General features: G+C 71.5%; 10 protein-coding genes. 7 read left to right on the plus strand and 3 right to left on the minus strand.

The window, feature by feature from the left end:
• Nucleotides 1–4 precede the first annotated feature (4 nt).
• From ACIPWY_RS11320 to ACIPWY_RS11340, 5 genes are all read left to right on the plus strand, one after another.
• A complete protein-coding gene (locus tag ACIPWY_RS11320) occupies nt 5–691 on the plus strand; it encodes a DUF6445 family protein (protein ID WP_401532871.1) in 687 nt (228 codons plus the stop codon).
• A 102-nt stretch (nt 692–793) separates the two neighbouring features.
• Nucleotides 794–1,714 carry a serine hydrolase gene (locus tag ACIPWY_RS11325; protein ID WP_401532873.1) on the plus strand — a complete coding sequence of 307 codons (921 nt, stop codon included), beginning with the start codon at nt 794–796 and terminating at the stop codon, nt 1,712–1,714.
• A gap of 146 nt (nt 1,715–1,860) precedes the next feature.
• Nucleotides 1,861–5,592, plus strand: coding sequence for an ABC transporter ATP-binding protein (locus ACIPWY_RS11330; RefSeq protein WP_393701739.1), 3,732 nt, complete (start codon nt 1,861–1,863; stop codon nt 5,590–5,592).
• A gap of 142 nt (nt 5,593–5,734) precedes the next feature.
• A complete protein-coding gene (locus ACIPWY_RS11335; RefSeq protein ID WP_362902236.1) occupies nt 5,735–6,127 on the plus strand; it encodes a hypothetical protein in 393 nt (130 codons plus the stop codon).
• A gap of 101 nt (nt 6,128–6,228) precedes the next feature.
• On the plus strand, nt 6,229–7,656 hold the full coding sequence (locus ACIPWY_RS11340; protein ID WP_401532876.1) for an aminopeptidase: 1,428 nt from the start codon (nt 6,229–6,231) through the stop codon (nt 7,654–7,656).
• A gap of 15 nt (nt 7,657–7,671) precedes the next feature.
• On the opposite strand, the gene ACIPWY_RS11345 is transcribed toward ACIPWY_RS11340, so the two are convergent.
• From ACIPWY_RS11345 to ACIPWY_RS11355, 3 genes are all read right to left on the minus strand, one after another.
• Nucleotides 7,672–8,295: a hypothetical protein gene (locus ACIPWY_RS11345; protein ID WP_393701744.1), complete on the minus strand. Its 624-nt coding sequence runs from the start codon at nt 8,293–8,295 to the stop codon at nt 7,672–7,674.
• Between the two features lie 111 nt (nt 8,296–8,406).
• The gene (locus tag ACIPWY_RS11350; RefSeq protein ID WP_401532879.1) at nt 8,407–10,224 is read right to left on the minus strand and encodes a glycoside hydrolase family 3 protein; all 1,818 of its coding nucleotides are present in this window, start codon (nt 10,222–10,224) and stop codon (nt 8,407–8,409) included.
• Between the two features lie 368 nt (nt 10,225–10,592).
• Entirely contained in the window at nt 10,593–11,516 is a 924-nt protein-coding gene (locus ACIPWY_RS11355) for a LysR family transcriptional regulator (RefSeq protein ID WP_362902686.1), read from the minus strand.
• Nucleotides 11,517–11,672: 156 nt separating this feature from the next.
• Between ACIPWY_RS11355 and ACIPWY_RS11360 the strand changes: the two genes are divergently transcribed.
• Together ACIPWY_RS11360 and aroA are read left to right on the plus strand one after the other, a co-directional pair.
• Nucleotides 11,673–12,608, plus strand: a complete 936-nt coding sequence (locus ACIPWY_RS11360; protein ID WP_401533079.1) for an EamA family transporter — start codon at nt 11,673–11,675, stop codon at nt 12,606–12,608.
• Nucleotides 12,595–13,830, plus strand: coding sequence for a 3-phosphoshikimate 1-carboxyvinyltransferase (aroA, locus tag ACIPWY_RS11365; RefSeq protein WP_401532881.1), 1,236 nt, complete (start codon nt 12,595–12,597; stop codon nt 13,828–13,830). Before ACIPWY_RS11360 ends, aroA begins: the two co-directional genes overlap by 14 nt.
• The last annotated feature ends 7 nt before the right edge of the window (nt 13,831–13,837 follow it).

Raw genomic sequence — 13,837 nt, forward strand, 5'->3', positions numbered from 1 at the left:
GGGCATGCCGTTGAGCCCACCCCCCAACAGGGGGCTTCCGACGCTTCCGTACCGCAAGCCCACGCTGGGCAGGGACTATTGGGTGCTGGACGACGTCCTTGAGGACCCCGACGCGGTCCGCAAGCGCTGCCTGGCCACGGACACCTGGACGCAGGGTTACCCGCACCGGCCCGAGACCTGCCCGGGGCTGCGTACGAAGCCGGGACTGGAGCCCGGGGAGCCGGCTCATGTGGAGAGGCTGGTCAGGAAGGCGACCGGTGCGCGCAGGATATGGGCGCCGGCCTCTGCCATGGGCGGAGCCACCGACCACAACTGCATCCAGGTGGTCGGCGAGGGAGAGTCCGAGCCGCGGCCGCACACGGACTCGCGGGCCGTGTGCCGGTACGCGGCGGTGCTCTACCTCACCCCCACCGCACCCAAGAACTGCGGCACCGGCTTCTACCGCCGGCGCCTGCCCGGCGGCAGGCTGGGCGGCAACACGGTGGCGGCTCCACACCACAACCTGGTGGACGCATTGGGGACGCGTTTCGTCCCGCCGGACTCGTTCATCGAAGACGTCGCCGTTCCGTACCGCTACAACCGTCTGCTCCTCTACGCGGCCAACACCATCCACAGTGCCAACGGCTACTGCGGAACCACTCTGGAGGACAAGCGGATGACGGCGGTCTTCTTCTGGATGGCTGGGCGCTAGCGCATTTCGTACAACCATCCGCCCCCACCCAGGAGTCATGTGAGGCGAGTGCGCCGGAGGCGTGCTCGTTCCGTTCCAGGGGGGACCCGCATGACTCGCCGAATGAACCGAATACACACCCGCGCCCGTGTGCTCCCGGCGGTGCTCGCCGCCGGAGTCCTCGTGCCGCTCGTCGCGGGCGCCGCGCCCGCCGCCGCGGCGACGACCCCGCAGGTCAGCTGCACCTCCGGCAAGGCGGGCCTCGCCGCCAAGCTGCAGAAGGACATCACCGCCGCCCTCGCCGGCCGCAAGGGCACCGTCGCCGTCGGGCTCCACGACCGGACCACGAACACCACGTGCTCGCTGCGCGCCACGTCCTCGTACGACTCCGCCAGCGTCGTGAAGGTGACCGTTCTCGCCACGCTTCTGTGGGACGCCAAGAAGACCAACCGGTATCTGACGTCGCGCGAGGCCAGTCTCGCCACCGCCATGATCACCAAGTCGGACAACGCGGCCACCACGTCGCTGTGGAAGCAGCTCGGCACCACCAAGGTGAAGGGCTTCCTGAAGGCCGCCGGGATGACGCGGACGGTGCCGGGGTCCGGCGGCTACTGGGGGCTGACCCAGATCGACGTCCAGGACGAGCAGAAGCTGCTCTCGCTGGTCACCGCCAAGAACTCCGTCCTCAGCGACAACTCCCGCGCCTACATCCTCAAGCTCATGGGGAAGGTCGTGTCCTCGCAGCGGTGGGGGACCCCGGCCGGCGCGCCGTCGTCCGTCGCCGTGCACGTCAAGAACGGCTGGCTGCAGCGCTCCACGTACGGCTGGCGCGTGCACAGCATCGGCGCGTTCAGCGGGGGCGGCCACGACTACACGATCTCGGTGCTCACCCACGGCAACAGCACGATGAGTTACGGGGTGGACACGATTCAGGGCGTGGCCAAGGTGATCCACAAGGATCTGACGCCGACGGCCCCGGCGGCGTCCCGCTACACGCCGACCAGTACGCCCAAGGAGGCGTTCGTGGCGGTGCCCGAGAGCTGACCGGAAGCGGGACCGGAACCGGGACCTGAGGACGAGGGCGGCTCGGACCTTGGTCCCGGTCTGCTCCCCGATTTGTTGCGGCGGGATGAAATCCGCCGGTCTCCGCGTTGGCCCTCTGGGCAGGTCAGGACAACGGGAGGACAGACGTGGCGGAGCAACGGGGCTGGGGCCGGCGTCTCGCCGGGTACGCGTGGCGGTACCCGAAGGACGTCGTGCTCGCGCTGGGCGCGTCCCTGGGCGGTATGGCCGTCATGGCGCTGGTGCCCCTGATCACCAAGGTGATCATCGATGACGTGGTCACGGACCACACCCGCTCCATGGGCCCGTGGGCAGGCGCTCTGATCGGCGCCGCCCTCGTCGTCTACGTCTTCACCTACATCCGCCGCTACTACGGCGGACGCCTCGCGCTCGACGTCCAGCACGACCTGCGCAACGAGATGTACGGGACGATCACCCGCCTCGACGGCCGCCGCCAGGACGAGCTGTCCACCGGCCAGGTCGTCGGCCGGGCGACCAGCGACCTCCAGCTCATCCAGGGCCTGCTCTTCATGCTCCCGATGACGATCGGGAACGTCCTGCTCTTCCTGATCTCCCTCGTGATCATGGCGTGGCTGTCCCTGCCGCTGACCCTCGTCGCGCTCGCCGTCGCCCCCGCCCTCTGGTTCATCGCCAAGCGCAGCCGCTCCAAGCTCCACCCCGCCACCTGGTACGCGCAGGCGCAGGCCGCCGCCGTCGCCGGGGTCGTGGACGGGGCCGTGTCCGGCGTGCGCGTCGTGAAGGGGTTCGGGCAGGAGGACCAGGAGACCGGGAAGCTCAGGGAGGTCGGACGGCGGCTGTTCGCCGGGCGTCTGCGCACCATCCGGCTCAATTCGAAGTTCACGCCCGCCCTCCAGGCCGTGCCCGCGCTCGGTCAGGTCGCGATGCTCGCGCTCGGCGGCTGGCTCGCCGTCCGCGGCCAGATCACGCTCGGCACGTTCGTCGCGTTCTCCAGCTACCTCGCCCAGCTCGTCGGCCCCGTCCGCATGCTCGCCATGGTCCTGACCGTCGGCCAGCAGGCCCGCGCCGGCGTCGAGCGCGTCCTCGAACTGATCGACACGGAGCCGTCCATCGAGGACGGCAAGAAGGAACTGCCCGCCGACGCGCCCGCGACCGTCGAGTTCGACGATGTCTCCTTCTCCTACGAAGGTGCCGACCGGGCCGTCCTGGACGGGCTCACCTTCGAGATCCCGGCCGGCCAGACCCTCGCCGTCGTCGGCTCCTCCGGCTCCGGCAAGTCCACCGTCTCGCTGCTCCTGCCGCGTTTCTACGACGTCACGCACGGCGCCGTCCTCGTGGGCGGCCACGACGTGCGCGAACTGACCCTCGACTCGCTGCGGGCCGCCATCGGTCTCGTGCCCGAGGACTCCTTCCTCTTCTCCGACACCATCCGCGCGAACATCGCGTACGGCACCCCCGACGCGACCGACGAGCAGATCGAGACGGCTGCCCGCGCCGCCCAGGCCGACCGCTTCATCGCCGAGCTCCCCGACGGCTACGACACGACCGTCGGCGAGCACGGCCTCACGCTCTCCGGCGGCCAGCGCCAGCGCGTCGCGCTCGCCCGCGCCATCCTCACCGACCCCCGCCTCCTCGTCCTCGACGACGCCACGTCCGCGGTCGACGCGCGCGTGGAACACGAGATCCACGAGGCGCTGCGCGGCGTCATGGCCGGCCGCACCACCCTCCTCATCGCCCACCGCCGCTCCACCCTCGGCCTCGCCGACCGCATCGCCGTCCTCGACGGCGGGCGCCTCGCCGCGATCGGCACCCACGAGGAGCTGGAGGCCGGATCGGCCCTCTACCGGCGCCTGCTCACCGACCCCGACGAGCTCGGCGGGGTCTCGCCGGGCCACATCGCGCCCGCGCTCCCCGACGAGGACACCTCCGTACGCGACGAGCTGGACGCCGAGTTCGACGCCGAGCGCGGCATCACGCCCACCCTGTGGACGGGCGACCGGGAGCCCAAGGACACGGCCCTGTCCGGGATGCCCGCGACGCCCGAGCTCCTTGCCCAGGTCGACGCGCTGCCCGCCGCCACCGACACCCCCGACATCGACGAGGCACGTGCCGTCACACCCGAGGAGTCGTACGGGCTGCGCCGGCTGCTGGGCGGATTCGGCGCGCCCCTGCTGATGAGCCTCGCCCTCGTCGCCCTCGACGCCGGCATGGGCCTGCTGCTCCCCGTACTGATCCGGCACGGCATCGACCAGGGCGTCTCGCAGCTCGCGCTCGGCGCCGTGTGGGCGGCCGCCGCGCTCGGCCTGGTCACCGTCCTCGTCCAGTGGTGCGCGCAGATCGGCGAGACCCGCATGACGGGACGCACCGGCGAGCGGGTCCTCTACTCGCTCCGCCTGAAGATCTTCTCCCAGCTCCAGCGGCTCGGGCTCGACTACTACGAGCGGGAGCTGACCGGGCGCATCATGACCCGGATGACGACCGACGTGGACGCCCTGTCGACGTTCCTCCAGACCGGCCTGGTCACCGCCTTCGTCTCCGTCGTCACCTTCTTCGGCATCATGGGCGCGCTCCTCGTCATCGACGTCCAGCTCGCTCTCGTCGTCTTCGCGACGCTGCCGCCGCTGATCGTCGGCACGTTCTTCTTCCGCCGCTCCAGCGTCAAGGCGTACGAACTCGCCCGTGAGCGCGTCTCGGTGGTCAACGCCGACCTCCAGGAGTCCGTCGCCGGGCTGCGGATCGTGCAGGCGTTCCGGCGCGAGCGCTCGGGCGCCGAACGGTTCGCCGAGCGCAGCGGCGCCTACCGCAGCGCCCGTATCCGCGGCCAGTGGCTGATCTCGGTGTACTTCCCGTTCGTCCAGTTCCTGTCGTCGGTCGCCGCGGCCGCGGTCCTGATGGTGGGCGCCGGCCGGGTCGAGGCGGGCACCCTGACGACCGGCGCGCTCGTCGCGTACCTCCTCTACATCGACCTGTTCTTCGCGCCCGTGCAGCAGCTCTCCCAGGTGTTCGACGGCTACCAGCAGGCCACGGTCTCGCTCGGCCGCATCCAGGAGCTGCTCAGGGAGCCGACGTCCACGAAGGACGCCGACGCACCCCTCGACGTCCTGTCCCTGCGCGGCGAGATCGTCTTCGAGGACGTGGACTTCGCTTACGGGGCCTCGGACGCACCGGAGGCGGCGCTCAGCGACGTGGCCCTGCGCATCCCCGCCGGGCAGACCGTCGCCTTCGTCGGCGAGACCGGCGCTGGCAAGTCGACCCTGGTCAAGCTGGTCGCCCGCTTCTACGACCCGACGGCCGGCCGCGTCACCGTCGACGGCACCGACCTGCGCGACCTCGACCTGACGAGCTACCGCCACCGTCTCGGCGTCGTGCCGCAGGAGGCGTACCTCTTCCAGGGCACCGTGCGCGACGCCATCGCCTACGGCCGTCCCGAGGCCACCGACGCACAAGTGGAGGCGGCGGCCCGCGCGGTCGGCGCGCACGAGATGATCGCCACCCTTGAGGGCGGCTACCTCCACGAGGTCGCCGAGCGCGGCCGTAACCTGTCCGCCGGGCAGCGGCAGTTGATGGCCCTGGCCCGCGCCGAACTCGTCGACCCCGACATCCTGCTGCTCGACGAGGCGACCGCCGCGCTCGACCTCGCCACGGAGGCCCAGGTCAACCAGGCCACGGACCGCATAGCGGGCAAGCGCACCACGCTCGTCGTCGCGCACCGCCTCACCACCGCGGCCCGCGCCGACCGGGTCGTCGTGATGGCCGACGGGCGCGTCGCGGAGGACGGGACGCACGCCGAGCTCCTCGCACTCGGCGGGCGCTACGCCGAGCTGTGGCGGACCTTCGCCGGTGAGCCCGAGCCCGAGGCGGAGGTTAGCTCCTCACGGTGACGGCGGGTTCGCGCGACCACCGGCCCTGCGATTCGCGTAATCACCGGACCCGCGCTTTGCGCAACCACCGGCCCTGTGTGTCGCGTCCGTTCATCAGTACGCTGGGGCACACGTGACTGGAGGGGCGACGGTGGGTGGAGGCATGAGCGAGGGCGGCATACGCAGACGGCTGGCGGCAGCGGCAGCCGTACTGACCTCCTCGGCGCTGCTGGCCCTCGCGGGTCCCGCGGCCGGCACGGCCCAGGCCGCGGCGATCTGCCCCGGCCACAAGGTGCGAACCCTCCCGTTCTCCACCGGCAAGACGGTCATCTACCGCAGCGGCAACTACCTCTGCGCGTACACCCTCACCAAGCGCGACGGCGTACGGCAGAAGATGTCGGTCAGCGTGCAGGCGCGCGGCAGCAGGCCGGTGGGGGACAGCGGGCGCTACACACACCACGCGGGCCCGGTGACCGTCCACACGGGCCACCGCTGCGTGTGGGTGAGGGGCGCGGTCCGCGGAGTGTCGGTGAGCTCGGGCTGGATCCTCTGCTGAACGCGCACCCCGTGCGCTGACAGAACACCAAGAACCCCTGACAGAACAGATGTTCCTCCGCTAGGTTCCGGTGCGCATCTGTGTTCTACAGGGGAGTATGCATGCGCAACGCGCTGAGATGGCTGCTCGCGCTCGTGGTGCTGATAGGCACCGTGAGTACGGCCACAGCGGCCACCGCCGCTCAGGCCCGGCCGGCGGCCGCCGACACCAGTACCGACATCAAGGACCGGCTCCTGGCCATACCCGGCATGAGCCTGGTGGAGGAGAAGCCCTACACCGGCTACCGCTACTTCGTCCTCAACTTCACCCAGCCGGTCGACCACCGGCACCCGTCCAAGGGCACCTTCCAGCAGCGCATCACCGTGCTGCACAAGGACGTCAGCCGCCCCACGGTCATGTTCACCAGCGGCTACAACGTGTCCACGACACCCAGCCGCAGCGAGCCGACGCGCATCGTCGACGGCAACCAGATCTCCGTGGAGTACCGCTACTTCACCCCGTCCCGGCCCGCGCCGGCGGACTGGTCCAAGCTCGACATCTGGCAGGCGGCCAGCGACCAGCACGCCATCTACCGGGCCCTCAAGCCGGTCTACGGCAAGAACTGGCTGACCACCGGCGGTTCCAAGGGCGGCATGACCGCCACGTACTACGAGCGCTTCTACCCGCGTGACATGGACGGCGTCGTCGCGTACGTCGCGCCGAACGACGTGGTGAACAAGGAGGACTCGGCGTACGACGACTTCTTCAAGACGGTCGGCCCGAAGGACTGCCGCGTGGCGCTGCAGAACGTGCAGCGCGAGACGCTGGTGCGCCGCGACGCCCTGGAGAAGAAGTACGCGGACTACCTGAAGGCCAACAACTACACCGTGGACACGGTCGGTTCGCTGGACAAGGCCTACGAGGCCACCGTCCTCGACCTGGTGTGGGGCTTCTGGCAGTACCAGCCCTCGCAGACGGCGTGCGCCGAGGTGCCCGACGCCAAGACGGTCACGGACCAGGCGCTCTTCGACTACGTCGACGCAGTCGGCGGCTGGGCCTCGTACGCGGACCAGGGCCTCACCCAGTACACGCCGTACTACTACCAGGCGGGGACGCAGCTCGGCTCGCCCGACATCAAGCAGCCCTGGCTGGGCGACCTGTCGCGCTACGGCTACCAGCCGCCGCGCAACTTCGTGCCGCGCTCCATCCCGATGAAGTTCCAGCCGTCGGCGATGCGCGACGTGGACTCCTGGGTGCGCCACCACGCGACGCGGATGCTGTACGTCTACGGCTCCAACGACCCGTGGGGCGCCGAGCGGTTCCGTCCGGGCAAGGGCTCGACGGACTCGTACGTGCTCACCGCCCCCGGCGCCAACCACGGGGCGAACGTCGCCGGTCTGAACACCGACGACAAGGCGTTCGCCACGGAGCGGATCCTGAAGTGGGCCGGCGTCTCCGCCCCCGCCGCGCAGGCCGCCAAGCCGCTCGCCCCGTACGACGCCAGGCTCGACAAGCGTGACGTCCAGCGCGAGCTGACCCTGCGGCCCTGACGGCAGCCGTCGGGTCTACACCCGGACCGCGCATCCCACCGGTTCGGACCCGCCCAGCGTCACGTACAGCGCAGTGAGCGCAGGGCACTCGGCGCGGTCGACCGCCGCGGCGGCCACCCGGTACCGGGGTTTCCCGGTGCCGGAGCCGTCGCAGGCGGTCTCGCGGACCTGGCCGCGGCCCGCCGCGTACAGACAGTCCCCGACGATCGTGCGGGGCCCGCCGCCGCCCCCCGGATCGCCGGGGTGCGGCGGCTCCAGGTTGCGCATGCAGGCGTAGCCCTGCGGGGTCTCCCCGGCGCCGTCGGCGTCCGGCGCGGGCCGGTTCTCGCTGATGTGCAGGACGAAGTCGGTGTGGGCCGGGCACATGGGCCCGGCCGCCACCTTCCCGTCGTAGCGGGCGGTGACCCGGGCCACCGCCCGTTCGCTCCGGCACGGCACCTCGGTGAACGTGTCCCGCCCCCGCGAGCTGCACTCGTCCACGGCGAGGAACACCGCCCCGTATCCCGACGGTGACCGGCTCACCCCCGGCGAAGGCCCGCCGGACCCCGCGTCCGGCGACCCCTGACACCCCACGAGTGCCACGGCGAGGAACGCCGCGCACACCGCCCCCACCCACCGCGCCCTGTTCCACGCAAGCATGGCAATCCCCCCGATACACACCCCAGCGTGACCCGCCGGGGCGGGCACACGCCAGGTGTGCAGGGTGGTTTGGGTCACTTGGGGGTGGTGCGCCGGGTGTGCGGCGTACGTCTAGTACGACAACCCGTATCCGATCGGGTACAGCACCTGTGCCGGATCGTCGGCGCGCTGCACGGGCACGGGCAGCTTGCCCCGGGGCCTGGCGCGGCCCGCGATCACCCGTACCGCGGCCCGCAGTTCGACGTCCGTCCACGAATACGCGGCGAGCGAGGCGCCCACGCCGGGCACCTGCGCGATGTCGTACGGGTTGCGGATCGCGACCGCGACGACGGGGACTCCGGTGGCGGTCAGGGCGTTCACGAGCCGCTGCTGACCGCTGCCCGCCGTGACGTTGTACGTGCCGACCAGGACCGCGTCCTTGCCCTTGGCGGCGGCGACCGCCTCGTCGATCTTCGCCTGGTTCGGCGCGGTCCCGGTCGACAGCACCGTGGCGGTGAAGCCGAGTTCGGTCAGGGCCTGGCCGAGCGTCGTGGTGGGCGGGCCCGTCGTGCCGGAGGGCGAGGCCGGGTCGGCGCCGACGACGAGGATGTTCCTGTGGGTGCGGCGCGACAGCGGGAGCAGCCGGTTCTTGTTGAGCAGCAGCGTCGTGGTGGCCTCGGCGATGTGGTCGGCGGCGGCCAGGTGGTCGCGGGTGCCGACGGTCTTGTCGACGACGCGGCCGGTGACGTACGGCTCGTCGAACAGGCCCAGCTTCTCCTTGAGGCGCAGGACGCGCAGGATCGACTCGTCGAGGCGCGCCTCCGTCAGCTCGCCGTTCTTCACGGCGTCGAGGACGGCGTTCCAGGACACCTCCAGGGACGGCGGGTTGAGGAGCTGGTCCACGCCCGCCTTCAGGGCGAGCACCGGCACGCGGTCGTCGCCGTACTTGTCGCGTACGCCCTGCATACCGAGGGAGTCGGTGACGATGAGGCCCTTGAAACCGAGTTCCTCGCGCAGGATGCCCGTCATGATCGGGTGGGAGAGCGTCGCCGGGTCGCCCGAGCCGTCGAGGTCGGGGACCATGATGTGCGCGGTCATGATCGAGTCGATGCCCGCGGCGATCGCGGCCTTGAACGGCGGGGCGTCGATCTGCTGCCACTGCTCGCGCGTGTGCGTGATGACCGGGAACCCGAAGTGGCTGTCGGTGGCGGTGTCGCCGTGGCCGGGGAAGTGCTTGGCCGTGGAGGCGATGTCGCTGCTCTGGTAGCCCTTGACCTCGGCGGCGACCAGGCCCGCGACGGCCTCGGGGTCGGCGCCGAAGGAGCGCACGCCGATGACCGGGTTCGCCGGGTTGATGTTCACGTCGGCGTCGGGCGCGTAGTTCTGGCGGATGCCGACGGCGCGCAGTTCGGCGCCGGCGATCCGGCCCAGGGTGCGGGCGTCCGAGCGGGAGCCGCCCGCGCCGACGGCCATGGCGCCGGGGAAGAGCGTCGCGGGTTCGCCGACGCGGCAGACGATGCCGTGTTCCTGGTCGGTGGAGATGAGCAGCGGGATACGGCTCGGCTGGGCGAGGCCCGCGCGCTGGATGCCGTTCGAGAGGTCGGCGATCTGGTGCGGGTCGCGGGTGTTGTGCGCCCAGGTGAAGTAGATGATGCCGCCGAGCTTGTACTTGTCGATCAGCTCGGCCGCGGTGCGCACCCCGATCTCCGCGAGGTTGGCGTCGATGTCGGCCTGGTCGGGTTCGGTCGCGGAGTGGCCGTAGACCCGCATCACGAAGAGCTGGCCGACCTTCTCCTCGAGGCTCATCCGGGAGATGAGCCGCTTGAGTCGCGCGTCCTTGTCCTTGTGCGACGCGTCGTCGGCCTGGGCCGGGACGCCGGACAGGGTGACTGCGGCGGCGCCCGCGGTGGCGGCGGCGAGCAGGGTGCGTCTGGACAGGTTGTGGTGCACGGTGCGCACTCCTTCCGGAGGAGAACTGGTGATCCATGCCCTGAAAGAAACTTCCGAGGGTCACGAATATCCGGAAAGTTTCTGCCAGTCAAGGGTGTGCGCAGCCGGGGCGGCGGAAGGGCCGAGGGAGGGGCCGTCACCGGCGCTGAGGAGGGGGGCGCGCCGGTGACGGCGTGCTGCCGGCCGCAGGCGGCGGAGAGGGTGGTCGGCATGCGCCGCCAGCAGCGAGGCCGACACCGCACGGCGGAGACTCTCCGGCAGCACGCCGTTCTGACGGAGCGGTACGCGAGCGGGTTCCCCACGAACCCGATCCCGCTCCCCGGTGACTTCGCGTCAGCGAGCCTGATCCCGCTCCGCAGTGACCTCCGTCAGCGAGCCTGATCCCGCTCGGCCGTGACTTCCCCCCACCGCTCCCGCAGCGTCCGCACCGCCTCCGCGATGGCCGGCCTGCGCGACGCCCCCGTCCGCCACAGCGCGTACAAGTGCCGTACGGGCACGGGGTCGAGCGACACCGCGACGACGCCGTCCGGCAGCGGGCCGCGGCCGAGCCGGGGGATCAGCGCCACCCCGAGCCCGGCCGCGACGAGTGCCGTCAGCGTCGGGTTCTCCTCGGCCTGGTGCCTGATGTCGGGCTCGAAGCCGGCCGCCCGCAGCGTCCGTACGAGCCAGTCGTGGCAGACCCGCCCCGGCGGCTGCGACACCCAGCGCTCGCCGCCGAGTTCCTCACGGCGCACCGCGGCACGTCCCGCGAGCGGATGCCCGGCGGGCACGAGCAGATCGCACAGGTCGTCCCCGATGGCGGCCTGTTCCACCCCGGCGGGGGCCGGCAGCGGGGCGATGTCCCAGTCGTGCGCGACGGCCAGGTCGACGGCTCCCTTGGCGACCAGGTCGACCGACAGGTGCGGGTCGACCTCCGTGAGCCGGGCGTCGAGAGCGGGATGCCGGACGGCGAGATCCGCGAGGACGGACGGCAGCAGGCCGCGCGCCGCGGAGGCGAAGGCGGCGATCGTCAGACGCCCCGACGGCAGCCCGCGCCGCTCCTCGAGACCGGTCTCGGCGCGCTCGACGATGACCATCAGGTCCTGTGCGGTGCGGGCGAGTTCGAGGGCCTCGTCGGTGAGACGGACGCCCCGCCCGTGCCGTTCGAGGAGCACGGTTCTCGTCTCCCGCTCAAGCTTGGAGATCTGTTGCGAGACGGCGGACGGCGTGTAGCCGAGCGCCGCCGCGGCGGCTCCGACCGTGCCGTGCACGGAGACGGCGTGCAGCGCGCGCAGCCGCTGGAGATCGAGCATGCCGGCCTCCCGGTGGGCCTGGGCGGTCATGACGCCTCGGGCAGTCATGATGCCTTGAACATTCATTAGCGTTACTGAATTCAACCATGCAGACATTCGCGCTGGTGCTACACGGTCGTTGCCCGTGATCCTCGACGTATGGCTCCCACGCTCCCTATGCGCCCGTCCCGCATCGCGCTCGCCGTCCTCGTCGCCGCCGTCTGGGGCGTCAACTTCGTCGTCATCGAGGTCGGCCTCGACCACTTCCCGCCGCTGCTCTTCTCCGCCCTGCGCTTCCTCGTCGCGGCGGTGCCCGCCGTGTTCTTCGTGGGGCGGCCGAAGGTGGCGTGGAAGTTTGTGGTCGGGGTCGGACTGGCCCTCGGCGTCATGAAGTTCGGCCTGCTCTTCGTCGGCATGAATCAGGGGATGCCCGCCGGGCTCTCCTCCCTCGTCCTCCAGATCCAGGCTGTGTTCACCGCCCTGCTCGCCTTCGTCGCGCTCGGCGAGCGGCCGGGCCGGATCCGCGTGGCGGGCATGGCCGTCGCGCTCGCCGGGATCGGCGTCGCGGCCGTCGACGAGGGCGCGAGCGGCCCGCTGCTCGGTTTCACGCTCGTCGTCGTGGCCGCCGTCGGCTGGGGCGTCTCGAACGTCCTCACCCGCAAGGCGGCGCCCTCCGCACCCTTCACCTTCATGGTGTGGACGTCGGCCGTCCCCGTCCTGCCGCTGCTCGCGCTCTCCCTCACCTTCGAGGGCTGGGACCGCGACACCCGAGCCCTCGCGTCGCTCGACTGGACCGGTGTCGGCATCATCGCGTTCGTCGCCTGGGTCACGACGCTGTTCGGGTTCGGCGCCTGGAGCTTCCTGCTGCGCAGCCACCCCGCCTCGTCGGTCGCCCCCTTCACCCTGCTCGTCCCGGTGTTCGGGATGTCGTCCGCCGCGCTCTTCCTCGGCGAGAGCGTCAGCCCTCTGCGCTGGTGCGCCGCCGCGCTCCTCGTCGGCGGCGTCGCCCTCGCGTCGCTCGCGCCCGCTCCCCGGAACAGGACCGTCCAGCGTGTGGACACTCCGGCGCCCGCGTCGCCCGTCGGCGACCATGAAGTGCATGCCAGTCGTTGAGATTCCCGGTTCCAAGTCCGTGACGGCGAGGGCGCTGTTCCTCGCCGCCGCAGCGCAGGGCACGACCACCCTCCTGCGCCCCCTCAGTTCCGACGACACCGAGGGCTTCGCCGAAGGGCTGCTCCGCCTCGGCTACGGCGTCGAACGCGGCCCGGACGCCTGGCACATCGAGGGCCGCCCGGCGGGCCCCGCCACCACCGACGCCGACGTGTACTGCCGCGACGGCGCGACCACCGCCCGCTTCCTGCCCACGCTCGCGGCCGCCGCCGCGCACGGCACGTACCGCTTCGACGCCTCGCCCCAGATGCGCCGCCGCCCCCTCGCGCCGCTCACCCGGGCCCTGCGCGACCTGGGCGTGGACCTGCGCCACGAAGAGGCCGAAGGGCACCACCCGCTCACGGTCACGGCGGGCGGGGTCCAGGGCGGCGACGTGACCCTGGACGCGGGCCAGTCCTCCCAGTACCTCACCGCGCTCCTCCTGCTCGGCCCGCTGACCAGGACCGGCCTGCGCATCACCGTCACCGACCTGGTCTCGGCGCCGTACATCGAGATCACCCTGGCGATGATGCGCAGCTTCGGGGCCGAAGTCGTCCGCGACGGCAGCGTGTTCACGGTCGCACCCGGCGGCTACCGCGCCACCACCTACGCGATCGAGCCCGACGCCTCGACGGCGAGCTACTTCTTCGCCGCGGCCGCGCTCACCGGCGGCGAGGTCACCGTCGAGGGCCTCGGGAAGGACGCGCTCCAGGGCGACCTGGCGTTCGTCGACGTCCTGCGGCGCATGGGCGCCGGGGTGACGACGACGGGGGACCGCACCACGGTCATCGCCCCCGGCCCCGCGGGCCTGTCCGGCGTCACGGTCAACATGCGGGACATCTCCGACACGATGCCGACCCTCGCGGCCGTCGCGCCGTACGCGAGCGGCCCGGTCCGTATCGAGGACGTCCACAACACGCGCGTCAAGGAGTGCGACCGCCTGGAGGCCTGTGCGCAGAACCTGCGCGCGCTCGGGGTGACGGTGGCGACGGGACCCGACTGGATCGAGATCCAGCCGGGCACCCCCGCCCCGGCCGAGATCACCACGTACGGGGATCACCGCATCGCGATGTCCTTCGCGGTGACGGGCCTGCGGATCCCGGGCGGGGTCACGTTCGACGACCCGGGGTGCGTACGGAAGACGTTCCCCGGGTTCCACGAGGCGTTCGCGAAGGTGTTCGCATAGCTGTCCG

The sequence above is a fragment of the Streptomyces sp. NPDC090032 genome (genome assembly GCF_044748025.1).
Taxonomy (GTDB): domain Bacteria; phylum Actinomycetota; class Actinomycetes; order Streptomycetales; family Streptomycetaceae; genus Streptomyces.